An 18046-nucleotide genomic window follows, 5' to 3' on the forward strand; every position below is an offset into this window, starting at 1 on the left:
CCTTAGCCCGGATATTTCACGAGTCGAGTGCACCCATATTCAAGGCATCAGAGCTGCAGATGTAGTGGTTTACCTCAAAGCTCTGATAACGCAGAAGATGGGTGCACTCGGCTCGCCCGAAGGGTGAGAAAATCAACCAGCAAACGTCGATTTACATTTTGCATTTTCAAAATAGCTGACATTTTGATTGTAATTACCTGAAATTATACCTTTTTCGTTTTGTTTGGTTGTTTTCTCATGAAATATGCGGGTTAGCGTGTGACGGCCTTGGCCTGAAACCCCGCCTCCGTCAGGCGGTCCTGCATTGCTTTGGCACGGCTCTCTGACTGGAAGGCACCGACGAGGACCTGCACCCTGTCCTCGGGCAAAGACCGTGGCATGGCGTAGGCAAAAAAACCGTCGGCATAAAGCCGGCTCTCCAGGGCCAGGGCCTCGTTTACGGGAAGCGGGCCTCCCACGGCCAGGGCCACGGATTTTTTCGCCCGGGAGGTCTCCTTGATGCCCAGGGCCCGCAACCTCTCCCGCCCCGTCTCCGCGTCTTCCCGGCTTGGGTAATTGCCGCAGAACACCCGAAACCAGTCCCCCATCCCCGGGATTTCCACATAGGCTGAAAAAGCGGCCTCGCCCTGTTCCCGAAGGGCCGTGACCTGGGCCGCGGCACGGGTCGCGCTGCGAAAGGAGCTGACGTGGACAGTATAGGGAAAGGCGTCCGGGGCACCTTCGCCAACCGGTTCAGCCTTGAGCATGGCGGCAATGCCGTGGGCAAGGAGGACCGGGTCTAAACGGGGCGTTTCCCCTTCCGGCTCGGCCGAGGGTGCGGGGCGTTCAAAGAGATCCACCGCCACGTTCTCGACACGGGGAGCCGGCACAAAGGCGGGGTCCTGGGCGATCTTCACCCCGGTCCCCAAAAGCAGAAACATGGGTGCCAGGAGCATCAGCCCCAGGAGCCCGCCCAAAAGGGCGACACGCCTGAAGGCTTTTCCACGTCGCGGCCACCCGTACGGGGCCTCGCCACCGGTTTCAGGCGGTTGCGAAACCGCCCCTTTGGTCTCCTTTTTCTTTTCCACCAGAAGGGTCCTGCCTGTGTTCACCTCTGCCACGGCAAGGTTTTCCTCGGTAATCCGCCGCTGAACCTCTTCAAGGGCTTTGCCGCGATCATGGGTGCGGTGCGTCTCAACCACCCCCGGGTGCTTTACCTCAACCAGGTACCCGTCTTTCCCGTTCCCGTCCTGCTCGTCCATGGGCCGTCCTCTGCGTCAAGGGCTTAGGGTCATTACTTTTTTCCATACCGCCTTGTTCACTGCCTACACCGGTCTTCCTCTCCCTGTCAATGCGAAATCGCAGTGTTCGCCCCCCTGGGCGGATGTTGACATCACCCATCAGGCGACATAGTCTACAGCATCGTCCTGTTCGATTAAGGCGTCTAAAAAGCGGCCTTCTATCGTTACCTGTATATAATACGCCTCCGGCGGCAAGGTGTGCTGAGGACGCCTTGCCAAACAGCTGTATATCAAACATGTTAAAAGCTTGGCCCCCGAAAGGACCGCCGGAGGCATCAGCTGAACAGTTACCACCAAAGGAAGCAATTGCCATGGCCGATACCGCCCCCATCGTTCAATCCTGGGCCGATGCCCTTGACGCCCCTGTGGCCCTGACGCTCCATACCACGGGAAGCGCCACAAGTGATGAAATGACACGCTTCGGGGAATTCCTTGCCGATACGGCCGGGCCGAAGCTTGTGCTCACCCTGAAAAAAAGCGACGCCCCCCTGCCCTTTTTTGAAACGGAGAAGGGCCTGAAGTTTTTCACCCTGCCCGGGGCAAAGATTCTGGATCTGTTGCTCTACGCCCTGAAGGCAACCCCCGATGCGGTTCCGGCCCCCCTTGCCGCCCCGCTTCAGCGGCTTGAACTTCCGGCCACTCTGGACCTCTTTGTGGCGGAATTCTGCCCGTACTGCCCCGCCATTGCGCGGCAGCTCATCACCCTGGCCCTTGGGAACCCAAATGTCCGCCTCTCCGTATACGACGGCAGCCTTTTCCCGGAAGAGGCCGATAAACGGGGCGTTCTGGCAGCCCCCACCCTGATCTACGACGGAGACATGAGATGGAGCGGACAATTTGATGTGGCCTCGGCCATGGAATTTGTGGCGGGCCGCTCCCCCGAAGAGCTGAGCCCGGATGCAATCCGGGCACTGCTTGAGGAGGGAGAAGCCGCCAGGGTGACAGCCATGGTGGCTAGGGCCGACAAGCCCTTTGCCTCCCTCTCCGCGCTGCTGGCCCACGAGAAATGGTCGGTCCGTTTAGGGGCCATGGTGGTGATGGAAGAACTTGCCGAATCCCATCCGGCCATTGTCTCCAAAACCGCCGCCACCCTCCTTGCAGGCCGGGCATCCCTTGACCCCTCCGCCCTGGGAGACATCATCTACATTGCCGGGCTCTCCGGGGATGCCGCCCACCTGTCCACCCTGAACGATATCCTGGAAGGGCCCTGTGACGATGCTGTCCGGGAAGCGGTGGAAGAGGCCATGGACACCCTGGTGATCAAAGAGCCCTGACGGGGCATCACCGGAGCGATCACTTTTTTACTTGACAATCACTTTGTTTCCAAAGTATCTATCGTACCGTATTTACAAGCATACCGCAGTCACACACAACCCGACCCCATTATTCCTGCGACTCACCATGGAGCGACCGGGCCCGCGCGTCACCGCACGGGCCTTTATACAGGCAGCCCTCGCAGGATGCGAGTACCCCATGAAACTGTCCCGGACGCCAAACAAACGGCCCATGGACGTGGAGTACATCCTGCGCTCAAGCCTGGCGTCTCCGGTGCTCCCGCTTCTTATCGCCATCATCATGGGGACCTCAGACCTGTATGCCCACCACCCCGCCACCACCCTTCTTTTCCTGTGCATCACCCTTCTCACCATGGCCTGCCGCGTGGTCATCGGGATCACCTACTTTCTATTTAAAGGCATCGGCACCGCCATGGCCCACCGGTGGAGCCTGAGGCTCAACTACCTTTCGGCCATGACCTTTGCCCTGTTTTCCACCTTCGTCCTGACCCGTTACGGGCTGGTCTGGCCGGGCTACCTCATCATCTTCTGTTCGGGGGCCATCTTGAGCATCACCCCGGTGTTCAGCGTGCTGCCCTCGGCCAGCACAAAGATATACACCGGTATTTTCCTTTTTCCCCTCATCGCCTGGGGTGGGATGTCCCAATCCATCGACGGCCAGATCATCGCCGCCCTGGCCCTGCTTTATTTTCTCATCGCCACCCGCGTCACGGAAGAGACCCGCACCTGGGTCTCGGGCCTCTCCCTTCATATTGCCGAAATGGATAAAAAAACCCAGGACCTCCACCGCAAAAACCGGAGCCTGGAGCAGGGACTTCTGGAGCAGGACAGCCACATCAAAACCATCAAGGCAAAAAAAGAGATCTATCGGCAGGCCTTTCAGACCAGTCCCAACCCCATCGCCTTCAACCGCCTTTCCAGCGGCAAGTTCAGCCATGTCAACGCCATCTTCTCCTCCCAGTTCGGCTACACCCGGGAGGAGGTCACCGGAAAAACGCCGCTCTCCATCGGGCTGTGGGAGGATCCTGCCGCCTGGGAGACCTACCTTGCCATGATGCGTACCCACCGGTGGGTCACCAACTTCCAGTGCCGGTTCCGCACCCGTGACGGGGAGAGCCGCTCGGTGCTGCTCTCCTCCCGTCGCATCACCCTGGCCCAGGAGCACTACGCCCTGACCACCGTCAACGACATCACCGAATTTTCCCAGGCCCAAAGCCAGATCAAGCACCTCACCCGAAAGATTATCCAGGTCCAGGAAGAGGAGCGACGGCGCATTGCCCGGGATCTCCACGACAGCGTAGCCCAGGACCTCTCCTCCCTTAAAATAACCTGCAGCGGCCTTTTGGAGGGCCCCATCTCCGCCTCGGTCCTTCGCGCCAGGCTCAAGGACGTCTCCGGTGTCCTCCAAGAGTGTATCGAAGCCGTCAAGACCATCGCCTACGAGCTGAGGCCCCCGATCCTGGACGAGCTGGGCCTGCCCACGGCCCTCTTCCGCCACTGTGAGGACTTCCAGCGCAAAACAGGGATTGAGGTGGACTTCTTCTCCGCGGGCCTTAACGGCATCCCCCTGCACTCCGATACGGAGATCAACCTCTACCGCCTGGTCCAGGAGGCCTTAAGCAATGTGCTGAAACATGCCAGGGCCGCCAAGGTGGTCCTGCGACTGGTGGCCTCTTTTCCGGACATCATCATGCGGGTGGAAGACAACGGCGTGGGGTTCGACCAGGACAAGGGAAAGGGGCAGAACGCTAAGGGCATGGGCCTGCGCAGCATGGAGGAGAGGGTGCACCTCATGGGCGGGCGGCTTCGCATCATCACGAGCCCGGGGGAAGGCACCGCCCTGGTCATCAGGGTCCCCTTCAACATGAGCGAGCAGGAATTGGAAGAGATCTACAACGAGGTGGGATCCGTCAGATAATCAGCGAATTGATCCGTGCACGCCTGCGGGATCCCGCAACAAAATGGGGCATTGCTTTGTCACCGGCCTTGGTATATCGTTGCCGGAACAAAGGCTGTTGATGCCCCCCCGTCCGGGATGGCATCCCATCATCAACCATCGGGGGGATACCGTTCAACCACCTGCCCGGAACCTGTTGCGCCTGCCCCTTGCCCGGATCCTGCCGAGCAAAGGGCCTGTCACGAGCTGCACCGGTCCCCACCCTGTTCATGATCACCTGAACCCCTCCCCGCACGGACACAACGGCAGCGCCTGCCGATAGAGATACTTGCATGGATAAAATTGTTGTCAGAGGGGGTGCCCCTCTCCACGGACGTGTACGGGTGAGCGGTTCCAAAAATGCCGCTTTGCCCATTCTGGTCTCATCCCTCCTGGTGGGGGGCAAAACCACCTTTCGAAATGTCCCGGGACTCATGGACATTCACAGCATCGTCTGCCTTCTCTCCGAACTGGGGGCAACGGTGGATCGAGCCGAAGACTGGGTCACCATCGATGCCTCCACCATTGACTGCGTGGAGGCTCCCTACGACCTGGTACGAAAAATGCGCGCTTCCATCCTCGTGCTGGGCCCCCTGGTGGCCCGCATGGGCCGAGCCAAAGTCTCCATGCCCGGAGGCTGTGCCATCGGAGACCGGCCCATCGACCTGCACCTCAAGGGCCTTGAAGCCATGGGCGCCACCATTCGCCTGGAGCAGGGTTATGTGGAGGCCGAAGCCACCCGCCTCAAAGGGGCCCGCATCGTCTTCGACACCGTCTCCGTGGGTGCCACGGAGAACCTCATGATGGCCGCCACCCTGGCCGAAGGGGTCACCATCCTCTCCAACGCTGCCAGAGAACCCGAAATCATTGCCCTGGCCGATGTCCTCAACGCCATGGGTGCCAAGGTAGAAGGGGCGGGTACCCCCGAGCTCACCATCACCGGTGTATCCCACCTCTCACCTGTGGACACCGCCATCATCCCGGACCGCATCGAGGCGGGCACCTTCATGGTGGCCGCGGCCATGACCGGTGGGGACGTGGAGGTTACCGCCTGTGCCCCCGAGCACATGGAGCACACCTTGAGCAAACTCGAAGAGGTCGGGGCCACCCTTGAGGTGGGCAAGGATTCGGTGCGCGTCATCGGACCGAAAGCCATCAAGAGCGTGGATATCCGCACGGCCCCCTACCCCGGGTTCCCCACGGACATGCAGGCCCAGTTCATGGCCATGCTCACCCTGGCCGACGGGGCCAGCGTCATCCATGAGACCATCTTCGAGAACCGGTTTATTCATGTGTCGGAGTTGAAACGGATGGGAGCGGACATCGTGCTCAAGGGCAACGATGTCGCCACGGTGAAAGGAATCAAGCGTCTGTCAGGGGCCCAGGTCATGGCTTCGGATTTACGGGCCAGTGCCTCCCTGATTCTTTCGGGCCTGGTGGCCAAAGGGGAGACGGTGGTCAACCGCGTCTACCATCTCGACCGGGGCTACGAGCACATCGAGACCAAGCTCCGGGGGCTCGGAGCGGACATCGAACGCATCAAGGGGTGATATGATCATCCCGGGTCACCGGCCCCGGGCCGGTGACCCGCATCCCTTTTCCACACCTCACCTGTAGCTGGAAGGCCCTTCCAGGAAATCGTACTTCAGGCGGGTAAAGTTCTGTATGAAATAGTCCACCTGGACCACCTGACTCACCGACAGCGCTTCAAAAATCAACGAACGCTGTCGCACCATCTTAAAGGGGCCGAAGCGCCCCGTGCCGATACGCTTGTCCGAAAGAATGCGAAACGGCAGCCCCCCCAGAAAAAAATTCCCATAGCGGATATTCACGCAGGTATCCATGCTTCGCGCATCCAGTGTGTCGTTGACATAATAGATGCAGGAGAGCCCCTCACGGCTGATGTTGATCAGGGGTCCCCGTCGCGTAAAGGAGGGGGAAAAGACGATATAAGCGCCCCTTTTGGGGAGAAAGCGGTCACAGTGGCGTAAATCACCCATACGTATACCTCACATGGTTCGCCGCCGGTCAAAAGCCAGAGGAACCGGCACGAAAAAATGGAATCGTGTTGTGGAGCGAGACGGGCCTGTTCGACGTTGCAGGAGGCCATCATGAATAAGTGCGGGAAACGAGCCGGGCTCGTGGCATGAAGCGAATGGATACCGGGAGTATCAAACAGATAACAACGGGTGCACATACTTTATGTTTGGAAGGACTTCAGTATACCATACCCGCCGGGTGAGGGAAACGGTTCTCTTCCTCTTTCCCTCCATGTCGGGCCTTGACGGGCGTCCCCTGCTCTTCGTGCTCACAGGCCTTGTGGCCGGTATCCTCACAGGACATGCCCATACGCCGGTTCCGGTTTCAGGCGGCCTCTTCCTGGCCCTTACCGCCTGCGGGATGCTGGCCGCCCCCGGACGACGCCTGTCGGTTCTCCTCATCCCCTTGTGTGCCCTGGCCGGCTCCTGGCTCATCGCCCCGTGGGCAGACCTTCCCGGACCCGTCACAGACCCCCCCTCCGCCCCCCGGGTCCTGTCGGGCCGCATCGAGCACATCCGGATCCAGGACCGGGACCTGAAATGCACCCTGCGGGACGTCCGCTTCAAAAACGGTCACGGCCTTGCTCCCCCCTGTACAGGCATCCGGCTGATCATCAAAAAAGGCTGCACCCTGGCCGTCGCCGAGGGGATGCACCTTACAACCCGTTGCCGTCTTCGCCCCTTTACCAGCTTCAACAACCCGGGGCGTTTCGACTACCGGCGCCACATGATGCAAAAGGGTGTTGCCGCCTGGGCCGTGGTGAAAGCAGACGACGTCACCCTTTCTCCGGCACATCCCGTTCACCGGTGGAAATCAGCCCTCCACCATGCCCGGGGGCGCATTGAAAAGGCATTGTTCGCCCACGCCCCCACACCTCGCTCCGGTGCCCTTCTCTGCGCCCTTCTCACCGGGAACCGTGCCCACGTCTCCCCTTCCCTGCGCGACCTCTTCACCCACACCGGCACCGCCCATCTCCTGGCCATTTCAGGCCTCCACCTGGGCATCGTGGCCACCGTGTTTTACGTTCTTTTCACCGGGATGTTCTCCCACTGGGAACGGCCCCTCATCAAGGGCCACACCCAGATGCTGGCCGCCGCCGCCACCCTGGTGCCGGTGCTTCTCTACGCCCTGCTGTCGGGCATGGCGCCGTCGACCCAGCGCGCCCTCACCGCCGCATGCCTGGTCATGGGAGCCCTGGCCCTCCATGAAGAGGCGGACCTTCCCACCACCCTGGCCCTGGCGGCCATTGCCATTCTTGTCTCCCATCCGCCGGCCCTGTTTGCCGTCTCTTTTCAGCTCTCCTTTGCTGCGGTTGCAGCCATCCTGGCCAGCCTGGCCCAGCTCCGCACGCCCAGGAACCCCATGACCCAACGCACCTTCCGCCAGCGGGTACTCCTGTTTATCATCCCACCGTGCTTTGCCTCCTTCGGAACCGCACCCCTGGTCTGGTACCACTTTGGGTACGCCTCTCCCATCGGCCTCCTGGCCAACCTCATCCTCGTCCCCATGACAAGCTTTGGGGTGATCCTTCCGGGCCTTGCCGGGGTTCTGATCCTTCCCCTGTGCGCCCCCCTTGCCGGCCTGCTTTTCGCCCTGGCCGGGTACATCCTGGAAGGGACCATTCAGGGAGCCTCCCTTTTTGCAGCCGTCCCCGGTGGCTATCTCCTCCTGCCCCGACCCGGGCTTGCCACCTCCCTGCTCGTCATGATCCTGCTCTTTTCCCTTCTGCTCTCGACCCCGCACAAACGCAAAGGGCCCCTTCTCATTGCCATCTTCTGCCTGCTCCTTCTGGGGCAAAGGGCCACAACGGCCTATATGCATCGCCACCACAACCCCACCCTGCGCGTAACGGTTCTTGATGTGGGCCAGGGGTCTGCAGCAGTCCTTGCCTTTCCCAAGGGGAAAAGGTGGTTGGTGGACGGAGGGTTTGCCTGGCCGGGCCGATACGACGTGGGGCGGTTTGCCGTGGGGCCCTACCTCCAGGCCGCCCAGATCACCACCCTGGATGCCGTGGTCCTCACCCACCCGGAGAGCGACCACATGGGCGGGCTCATCCACATCCTGAAGAACTTCACCGTCAAGACGCTCTTCCTCGGCCCCCGGCCCGGCAGGGGGGCCCTGTGGAACCGGTTTGACGAGGCGGCCACCCGCTGCGGCACCCGGATCGTTCACCTGACGGACCGCTCCCCTCCCATGGACGTGGAGGGCGTGCACATCACCTGCCTTCATCCGGAGGCACTTCCCAAAGGGTTCACAGGCGACGGCTCCGTCAACAACAACTCCCTGGTCCTCCGGCTGGCCTACGGAGACCACCGGTTTCTGCTCACCGGGGATATCATGGAAAAGGCGGAAGACCGGCTTCTGGCCGACGCCGGAGACGCCTTGAAGGCCGACGTGATGGTGGTCCCCCACCACGGCAGCCGAAGCTCCAGCACCCGGGCCTTCCTGGCCCGGGTGACCCCCTCCATCGGGGTGATCTCCGCCGGGCAAACCAACCGCTACGGCCTTCCCCACACCGAGGTCATGGAGCGATACCTCCGGGCCGGATGCGCCCTCTACCGAACCGACCTGCACGGGGCCGTCACCATAGAATCCAACGGCGTCTCTTTGTCGGTCTCCACCTTCCTTGCGCCCCCGCCTCCTTTTCCTTCTTCGCTCACATGGACACAGCCTTGACACCGCCTCTTTCGACGCATAAAGTACGGCAATTGGCTTCGATTTTTCTCGTCGTGGAGGTTCCCTTTGGTATTTCGTTCCCGTGGCACCGGACATCGCGTCGTGCCGCTCGCTCTGATGGCTCTCGTTTTGGCACTGTTCCTCCAGGGATGTGCTGCGCACACGTCCCCTTCCCTGGAATCCCCTGTGCAGCCCCCCCCGGAAGAGGGGACCGCTGCAAGCACCGTTGAGGCCCCCCCGGCCCCGGAAGATGCTTTTGCCGAAGATGCGTTTGCCGACGACGATTTTTCCGAAGACGATGAATTTCTGGATGATGATGATTTTTTTGATGACGAAGGGTTGATCGAAGAGTTCGGTGAAACCCCCGAGGTGTTGGTCAGGGATCCCCTGGCACCCTTTAACCGGGCCATGTTCAGCTTAAACGACGCCCTTCTTATCTGGGTTATCAAACCCGTGGCCACCGGGTACCGTGCCGTCACCCCCACCGTGATGCGGCGTGGCGTCGCCAATTTCTTCGACAACCTCAAGACCCCGGTTCGCCTTGTGAGCAGTCTGCTTCAGGGAAAATTCAAAGGAGCGGGCTCCGAAGTGGGCCGGTTTGTCATCAACACCACCGTGGGGGTGCTGGGCTTCGGTGACCCGGCCACTCACTGGTTCCACCTGAGCCCCAGCGATGAAGACCTCGGCCAGGTTCTGGGAGCCTGGGGCGTCGGCAACGGCATGTACATTGTCTGGCCCCTCCTCGGCCCCTCCACCTTGCGGGACAGCGCCAGCATTCCCGGCTACTTTTACCTGAACCCCGTGGGATACGTAAAACCCACAAAGCTCTCGCTGGGCATCAGCGCCTACGAAAAATTAAACGAAGCCTCCTTCAGCATCGACGACTACATTACCCTCAAGGCCTCGGCCCTGGACCCCTATACCTTTATCCGTGACCTCTACATCCAGAGCCGAAACAAAATGGTCGAGGAGTGACCCGCGGCCGCCCACGCGCCAACACACCGCCCGAAACCGCTTCGGGCGCACAACAGGACAGCCCATGGAACCCCCAATCCTTGAAGTCCGCAACCTGGTCAAACATTACGCCGACGTCGAAGCGGTAAAAGGCATCTCCTTTTCCATCCGGCCCGGCACCTGCTTTGGCCTCCTCGGCCCCAACGGAGCCGGCAAGACCACCACCATCGAAGTCATCGAAGGGATCCTTCCGGAAACATCCGGTGAGATTCTCTACAAAGACGCACCCCGGGGGGAGAGCTTTTCCCGGGAGGCAGGGATTCAGTTCCAGAACACCGAGCTGCCCATGTTTCTCACCGTGGGAGAGACCCTGGAGACCTTTCGCCATCTCTACACCAAACGGGCCGGACGGGAAGCCCTCATCGCCATCTGTCGCCTGGAAGAGATCCTCAAGCGGGACAACCGAAAAATCTCCGGCGGCCAGAAGCAGCGGCTCCTCCTTGCCATGGCCCTGGCCAACGACCCGGACCTCATCTTCCTGGACGAACCCACCACCGGCCTCGACCCCCAGGCCAGGCGCCACCTCTGGGAGATCGTGGAGAACCTGAAGCGAGACGGAAAAACCGTGGTCCTCACCACCCATTACATGGATGAAGCCGAAAAACTCTGCGACGAGCTGGCCATCATGGACCACGGGCGCATCATCGCCATGGGGGCCACCGAGGCCCTGCTCTCCGCCCACTGCCGGGGCTCTTCCATCTTCCTGCCCGGCACGGCAAACGACGACACCTTTGCCACCCTCACGACGCCCTGGTTCCGCCTGAAAGACGGTCGCATCGCCATCCAGACCGAGAATCCCGACAGCTCCCTGCGCGAGCTCGTGGCCATGGGCATCGACCTGTCGGGCATCGTGGTGATGCCCCAGAATCTGGAAGATCTCTTTTTAAAGCTCACGGGCAAAGCGCTTCGGAACTGACGGCCTCTGCGGCCCCCATGAAAGGTACAACCGCCATGTTCAAACGTATCTGGACCCTTTTCAAGGCCCGCAACATCGAATTCTACAGAGACCGCTCCGCCCTGGGGTGGAGCCTGCTCTTTCCCTTTCTCATCATTGCCGGTTTTTCGCTTATTTTCAGCGAAAACTCTCAAAAGCTCTACAAGGCCGGCACCCTCCGCTCAGAATCCGGGGCCGCCCTTGCCGAAAGCGAGCACCTCCTCGCCCACCCCCTCATCCAGGTCATTGAACTGACGGACCTGGACGATGCCCTGACCAAGCTGCGCCACCACCGCCTGGACATGGTCCTTTCGGCGGACACGGGCCGTTACTGGGTCAACAGCGACGCCCCCAAGGGAAAGATCCTCGAAGAGATCCTCCTGGGCGGAGGCAGGACCGGAGACGGCCCCTTCAGCAAACAGGTGGTGACAGGGGACCGCATCCCGTATGTGGCGTGGCTCTTTCCCGGAATCCTCGGCATGAACATGATGTTCTCCGCCCTTTTTGGCGTGGGGTATGTGGTGGTCCGCTACCGCAAAAACGGGGTGCTCAAACGCTTCAGTGTCACCCCGGTGCGTCCCTGGGAATTTTTGACGGCCCAGATCATCTCCCGCCTTTTTGTCATGATTGCCACCACTGGCATTGTCTACGGGACCTGCACGGTCCTCTACGGGTTCTCGTGCAGGGGCTCCCTGGCCGCCCTCTTCACCGTCTTTCTTGCAGGCGGCATGGCCATGATCTCCCTGGGTCTCCTTTTGGCAGCCCGGGGAAGCAGCGAAGAGCTCGCTGGTGGTATCCTCAACCTCATCTCCTGGCCCATGATGTTTCTCTCCGGCGTCTGGTTTTCCCTTGAGGGCACCGCCCCCTGGGTCCAGGCCCTCTCCCGGGTCTTTCCCCTCACCCACCTCATCGAAGGCGCCCGCAAGGTGATGAACGACGGAGCCGGGTTTGCCGAGGTCCGGCTGGAGATCCTCGTCCTGCTGGCCATGACCCTGGCGTGCCTTGTTGCAGGGTCCCTGCTCTTTCAATGGAAAAACGACTGAATGGTTGCGCCGGTTTTAAAGCTGAAAGGCCCCGTGCCCCATCACTCCGGGGTTGCGACGGCCCGTCGCCATGGCCTATAGTGGGGGCCTCAGACAACACGCTCACCCATCACCATCTCTGGAGGACATCCCATGCAACCCTTTGTTTATCAGCCCCCCTTTCCCCTGGGGCCGGACACCACTGTTTACCGAAAACTAAGCGATGAGGGGATTGAAAAAGGGGAGGCCTTCGGAGAGCCTGTCATCCGTGTGGCCCCGTCGGCCCTGACCCTTCTGGCCCGAGAGGCCTTCTCCGACGTCTCCTTTCTCTACCGCCCCCGGCATCTGGAGCAGCTCAGGCACATCGTCGACGACCCCGAGGCCTCGAAGAACGACACCTACGTGGCCATGGAGATGCTGAAAAATGCCGTCATCGCCTCGGACATGATCTTTCCCATGTGCCAGGATACGGGAACAGCAACGGTGGTGGGTAAAAAGGGCTCCCGTGTCATGACCGACTCTGAGGTCACGGATGAAGAGGCCATCTCCCGAGGGATATTTGAGACCTACACGGAAAAAAACCTGCGCTACTCCCAGATGGCCCCCTTGACTCTCTTTGAGGAGAAGAACACCGGGTGCAACCTGCCCGCCCAGATTGACATCCAGGCCGTCGCATCGGCGAGCTATGAGTTTCTCTTCGTTGCCAAGGGCGGGGGTTCCGCCAACAAGAGTTTTCTCTTCCAGGAGACCAAGGCGATCCTCAACCGCAAACGCCTCCTGCCCTTTTTAAAGGAGAAAATCACCGAGATCGGCACCTCGGCGTGTCCTCCGTACCACCTGGCCATTGTCATCGGGGGCACCTCCGCTGAAGCCACCCTTAAAACCGTCAAACTCGCCTCGGCGGGATACCTCGACGAGCTGCCGGAAAAAGGCAACGCCTTCGGTCATGCCCTCAGGGATCGGGAGATGGAAAACGAGGTGTTGCAGATGACCCGGGAGGTGGGGCTCGGCGCCCAGTTCGGAGGGAAATACTTCTGCCACGATGTACGCATCATCCGGCTCCCACGGCATGGGGCGTCCTGCCCGGTGGGAATCGGGGTGAGCTGCAGCGCGGATCGAAACATCAAGGGGAAGATTACCGAAGACGGGGTGTTTCTGGAGCAGCTGGAGACCCGGCCCGAGCGCTATCTGCCGGAACCTGCCGTAGCCGGGGAACCCGGGGTTGCCATCGACCTGAACCGCCCCATGGAAGCGATCCTGTCTGAGCTATCCGGCCACCCGGTGGGGACCCGGCTCTCCCTTTCCGGGGAGATCATCGTGGCCCGGGACATCGCCCACGCCCGCCTCGCCGAAGAGCTGGACAAAGGGGGCGAACTTCCCGACCACGTAAAAAACCACGTGATCTACTACGCAGGGCCTGCCAAGACGCCTGAAGGCCATGCATCCGGCTCCTTCGGCCCCACCACCGCCGGCCGCATGGACCCTTATGTGCCCATCTTCCAGAAGCTGGGGGGCTCACGCATCATGCTGGCCAAGGGAAACAGAACTGATAAAGTCAGGGTATCGTGCAAAGAAAACGGAGGGTTCTATTTGGGATCCATCGGGGGACCGGCCGCCAGGCTGGGCCGGGACTGCATCACCAAGGTGGAGACCCTTGCCTACGAAGAACTCGGCATGGAAGCCATCTTTAAAATCACCGTCAAAGACTTTCCCGCCTTTATCATCATCGACGACAAGGGCAACGACTTCTACCAACAGGCCATCGGGTAAAAAAGGCCTCCGGCGGCAAGGTGAGCCACCTTGAAAGCTGTTTGCCGCAGCGATTTACCCCTCGTTCCTCGGGTTAAATCACAGCGGCATGTTTATGAAATGTGCACATTTGTTTTTGCCGAACTTAAACATACGTCACAAAGGTTTCAAGGCGGTTCACGGCCATGGGGCGCGCAAAGGCCACATGGATTGAGATGGTGTTCTCTCCCCGCTCGTTGACGCTGCTGACCCGGCCCTGGATGGAAAACCGCTCTTCCCCTTCTCCGGGTTTCAGCAACGAGCAGATGGAACGCCCCAGGAGCAGACGGGCCATGGCATACCCGCTGCTTTTCACCACCGCAGAGAGCCCCCCTTCGGAGATATCGAGGATGGTCCCTGCAAAGGATTTGCCCACGGTGGTCCCCTGGTCGGTCATCAGCTGAAGGATCACCCTGCCTTCCACCTTGAACCGCCTGTAGCGGCGACGTTCCAGCCCTTTGGCCTGGACGGTCTCAGTGAGGTTGTTAAATCGACCGCAAAACGTCTGGAGTTTCCGGACAAAATCGGGGTGCTTGTCCCCGATCAAGGCCAGGCTTTCACGGTCCAGGTACCCCAGGTTGACACCGGAAAGGGCCACAAGGGACGCCGTGCAGACACTGGTCTGGAAAAAAGCGTCATACCCCGCCACCTCGCCCTTGCCCATCTCCTTGATAAAGGCCTCCTTGGGGCCGTCCCTGTAAATGATTTTCGCCCTGCCGCTGTTGATGAAATAGAGCCGGTTGATCACCTCCCCCTGGGAAATGATCTCACCGTCCACGGCCACGGCCTCATTTTTGACGTGGTGATAAAAACTGGACGCCTCCTCTTCGGTGAGGAGTGCATACAGCTCTTGCCAGGTCTCCATATACTCCCCGGAGTCCACAAAGTGTTTCTCCTGATCGATGATCTCTTCGGCACGGACCACCTCCCCCAGGGCCAGTTCATCCACGTCGGATATCCGCGCCTTGTAACGTTCCGCACGGTTAAAATCCTTTTCACGGGCGGCCCGCTCCACCATCAGGAGAAGAACCTTCAGGGCCGATGATTTTTTGTTCCCGCAGATCAGGCCGTTGACAATGGCCTCAAGGGTACTGAAATCCTCGGCAGCAATATATTCCCGGGTCACTTTCACCCGCGTATCCGGCTCCTTCTCCTGTGCTGCCGAGCGAACCTTGGACATGGCCTGGCGAATCTGCAAAATGGCCGCTTCGGCGCGTTTTTTCTGCTCCGAGGTGTATCGGCTCCTTCCCAGGAGCCCTGTCTGATCCACCACCTTCTGCAGAGCCGGCAGGGCCTTCATGGACCCGATCTCACCCATGGCCGCACACACCGCCTCGATGACCTGGTTTTTCTCCTCCGGTGCCCCCTGCAGCCTGGACTTCAAGACAGCAGAGAGCGCATACACGGCCTCGTCCCCCCCCAACTGGCCCAAAAGCCCTGCCAGCCGGGGCTTCATCCGATTGGGAACCGTACGGATCGCCTTGGAAAAAAAGCGCGGTCGCCTCTCCCCCCCGATCTGCTTGGCGCAGGAGATCACGGCATCAAGGACCTGTTCCTCACGCCGCGTCACCAGAGGTTCAAGGATATCAATGTGCTCCTCACCGCCAATCTCCCCGAGAAGCTTTAAGAGATTGCGAAGGTAAAACCAGGCACTGTCCGGCGTCATGCGTTCCGTCAGCTCGGCAAGGGTACCCGGCCCTATGTTCTGCAGGACCCCCATGACTCGAACCCGTTCGGTCATGACGTCACTTTCCCGAAGCAGGTCCAGAAGGGGGGGGCACCGACATATTCCCGAGCAGAACCAGGCATGTGGCGGCATGGGTGCGATGCCCGTTTGTGTCCTCTCGAAACTCTTCCATCAAAAGGTTGAACACCCGCTCCGAGGCCATGCGGCGCAGGGTTCTCTCGGCATACTGGGTCATCTGCCGGTTTTTCTTGAGCCGCCCCTGGACCATGAGGCTGAAGGTTTCCAGAAGGGGTATGGCCTCGGTGAACACCCCACAGACAATCAGGTTATGGCTGTGGTTCACCATCAGATCGGCAGCGGACTCAAATAACGGGGTCACCTCCTGCTGGTATCGCGCCCACAGGTTAACAGGGCCAACGACCCGGCTGACCTGCTCCTGCCGATCAAGGGCGGTAAGGGCCTTGGCCGTATGGAGAAGTACCCGGACGGCCCCTATGGACTTGCCCTCATCGTCCAGGTTGATGGCCAAAGAGACCCTCTGGATCAATTGTTCGGCCTCCCGGGTCTTGCCCGCCTGAATCAGATCGGTCATGGTCCGGGGCAGGGCAGCCAGGGTATCAAGATCATTGAGGGCATCGGAATCACCATCCATAAGCCCTTTGATGAGCCCCTCGATTCTGAGCAGCTCCCTTTTCTGGAGAGTCTCTTCACGGACCTTCAACTCATCGATGGAATGCCGGGACTCAATGCCCCGGGGCAGGGCAAGGATCCAGTCCGACGCTGCGGCATAGGCCTGCATATGGGTACTGCTCACCAGCCGGCTTCCCCGCCTCTGGCTCCCCTTCATCACGAGCAACCGCGCGGCAAGCAGCAGAAAACGCTCCGCCTCGAGCTGTTCCACCGCCTGGGTCACAGCCCTGTCGGAAAGATTCAAGGCCAGGATGTCGGCATTAAACCATGGCCCGAGAGCCTCCAGCACATCGTACACAAGGGAGAGGATGGAACCGCTGCCCGCCTCCATACCCGCCTTGATGAGATAGCCGTTGAGGCATGCCAGACGCGTAATGGTTTCCCGGTCGTTCGGTTCGCATCCCTTGTCGGCGCTGTAGGATAGAAAACGGCTGCTAACGGCTTGGAGCCACGACGTGTTGGCTGTTTTTTTTGTAAGGTAGGAGAGAGCCTGAAGTTCGGTGACCTGCCCAAACCAGATACGTCGGAAAAACTCATCGTCGTTTTCGATCACCGCATCGGCTTCGGCACCGAGAAACACATTGTGGTTGGCCGAGACAAAGGAGACACCTTCGGCCTCAAACATCTCGCGTACGCCGCCACGTGCATCCATCTCCTCCGGCGGGATGCTGAGGATCCGTGTCACCTTGGCATAGTTCTCCTGGTCCACGGCACGATCAAACACGATGCTTTTAAGGTTCAGGCCCTGCATGAGAAGACGCAGGGAATGGATCTGAGGCATGCGCTGGGATTTTGCATCAAGGAGCTTTCCGTCAAAAAGAATGGAACCCTGGGCTTCGGACACGACAAAGGGGGCATCCCGATAAAACAAGGCGGCAAGGCGAGCGTATCCCGTGCTGAGTGACTGCTTGACAAGGTCACTGGATTCCGGGTAGAGCCGGCAACTTTTCACCGAACTCATAAAGAGGTTTACCGCCCCCAGTGCCGCATGGATATTGAGATCATCAGCCATAAAACGTCACACCTTCTGGTTACCTGAATGGATGGAGGCTGCTGCTTTGCTGCCCGCTGAATTGTACTGGGACCTGAACACAATGGAAGAGACGACATCGGCATAACAGACCGCAGCAGATCCACCCTGTCCCCCGCGAATGCTGTTTAAAACAAAATCGGTTGTGGTCTGTGTTCAAACGGAATGGGGTGCCGACCATTGAAAGCGATGGCTCGCTATGGAAAGAAGGGTTTTCATAACGCTGAGACGATATAAAATGTAGAAAACAAATGTAACCGTTCACTGATTGGTCTACAACCAAAAGCCATCATAAAATACGCTGTTATTATAACACCAACCCTGTCTCAATGTAAGTTCATTTTGATCACGACAGAACACATAGTCAACGAAGGTTACGCCCCGGAATGACGTATTTCCAGTGAGATACCAGTAAAGGCGCATGACAAACACCCCTCCTGATCGAGGGGGGCCGGCACATGCAGGCCGGTCCCGGGGCAATACGAGCATTCCTTAATTAAACAAAAAAAAGCCCTTGATGACTGTATCATCAAGGGCCTCTATAAAAAAATCCGGCGACGACCTACTCGGACGCTCTGCTGCCCGTGCAGTACCATCGGCGCAGATAAGCTTACTTCTTTGTATCAGATAGGTCGTGTTCGGGATGGGAACGGG

Annotated in this window: 12 protein-coding genes; 8 read left to right on the forward strand and 4 right to left on the reverse strand. The window is 59.8% G+C overall.

The window, feature by feature from the left end; genetic code table 11:
• Window positions 1-251: 251 nt before the first annotated feature.
• Window positions 252-1241 carry an SPOR domain-containing protein gene (locus BLQ12_RS26245; protein WP_092215871.1) on the reverse strand — a complete coding sequence of 330 codons (990 nt, stop codon included), beginning with the start codon at window positions 1239-1241 and terminating at the stop codon, window positions 252-254.
• A gap of 350 nt (window positions 1242-1591) precedes the next feature.
• Between BLQ12_RS26245 and BLQ12_RS26250 the strand changes: the two genes are divergently transcribed.
• The 3 genes from BLQ12_RS26250 to murA all read left to right on the forward strand — a co-directional run bounded on the left by BLQ12_RS26250 (window position 1592) and on the right by murA (window position 6061).
• A complete protein-coding gene (locus tag BLQ12_RS26250; protein ID WP_175470079.1) occupies window positions 1592-2554 on the forward strand; it encodes a thioredoxin family protein in 963 nt (320 codons plus the stop codon).
• A 199-nt stretch (window positions 2555-2753) separates the two neighbouring features.
• Entirely contained in the window at window positions 2754-4493 is a 1740-nt protein-coding gene (locus BLQ12_RS26255) for a PAS domain-containing sensor histidine kinase (RefSeq protein WP_175470080.1), read from the forward strand.
• 311 nt (window positions 4494-4804) lie between these two features.
• Window positions 4805-6061: a UDP-N-acetylglucosamine 1-carboxyvinyltransferase gene (gene murA / locus BLQ12_RS26265; protein WP_092215879.1), complete on the forward strand. Its 1257-nt coding sequence runs from the start codon at window positions 4805-4807 to the stop codon at window positions 6059-6061.
• Between the two features lie 57 nt (window positions 6062-6118).
• Here the strand turns inward: murA and BLQ12_RS26270 are convergent, their stop codons facing one another.
• Window positions 6119-6511, reverse strand: a complete 393-nt coding sequence (locus BLQ12_RS26270) for a hypothetical protein (RefSeq protein WP_092215881.1) — start codon at window positions 6509-6511, stop codon at window positions 6119-6121.
• A 202-nt stretch (window positions 6512-6713) separates the two neighbouring features.
• Here BLQ12_RS26270 and BLQ12_RS26275 point away from each other — a divergent pair, with 202 nt between their 5' ends.
• From BLQ12_RS26275 to BLQ12_RS26295, 5 genes are all read left to right on the forward strand, one after another.
• Window positions 6714-9227: a DNA internalization-related competence protein ComEC/Rec2 gene (locus BLQ12_RS26275; RefSeq protein WP_092215883.1), complete on the forward strand. Its 2514-nt coding sequence runs from the start codon at window positions 6714-6716 to the stop codon at window positions 9225-9227.
• 186 nt (window positions 9228-9413) lie between these two features.
• Entirely contained in the window at window positions 9414-10202 is a 789-nt protein-coding gene (locus BLQ12_RS26280; RefSeq protein ID WP_175470081.1) for an MlaA family lipoprotein, read from the forward strand.
• A 64-nt stretch (window positions 10203-10266) separates the two neighbouring features.
• A complete protein-coding gene (locus BLQ12_RS26285) occupies window positions 10267-11157 on the forward strand; it encodes an ABC transporter ATP-binding protein (RefSeq protein ID WP_092215887.1) in 891 nt (296 codons plus the stop codon).
• 17 nt (window positions 11158-11174) lie between these two features.
• On the forward strand, window positions 11175-12218 hold the full coding sequence (locus BLQ12_RS26290) for an ABC transporter permease (protein WP_217640415.1): 1044 nt from the start codon (window positions 11175-11177) through the stop codon (window positions 12216-12218).
• Window positions 12219-12350: 132 nt separating this feature from the next.
• Window positions 12351-13967, forward strand: coding sequence for a fumarate hydratase (locus tag BLQ12_RS26295; protein WP_092215891.1), 1617 nt, complete (start codon window positions 12351-12353; stop codon window positions 13965-13967).
• 124 nt (window positions 13968-14091) lie between these two features.
• Here BLQ12_RS26295 and BLQ12_RS26300 read toward each other — a convergent pair whose 3' ends face one another.
• Window positions 14092-15726 (reverse strand): cyclic nucleotide-binding domain-containing protein, encoded by a 1635-nt coding sequence (locus BLQ12_RS26300; protein WP_175470082.1) that lies wholly within the window; start codon window positions 15724-15726, stop codon window positions 14092-14094.
• A gap of 4 nt (window positions 15727-15730) precedes the next feature.
• A complete protein-coding gene (locus BLQ12_RS26305) occupies window positions 15731-17374 on the reverse strand; it encodes a hypothetical protein (protein ID WP_092215895.1) in 1644 nt (547 codons plus the stop codon).
• Between the last annotated feature and the right edge of the window lie 672 nt (window positions 17375-18046).

Source organism: Desulfoluna spongiiphila, assembly GCF_900101345.1.
In the GTDB taxonomy this organism is placed as follows: Bacteria; Desulfobacterota; Desulfobacteria; order Desulfobacterales; family Desulfolunaceae; genus Desulfoluna; species Desulfoluna spongiiphila.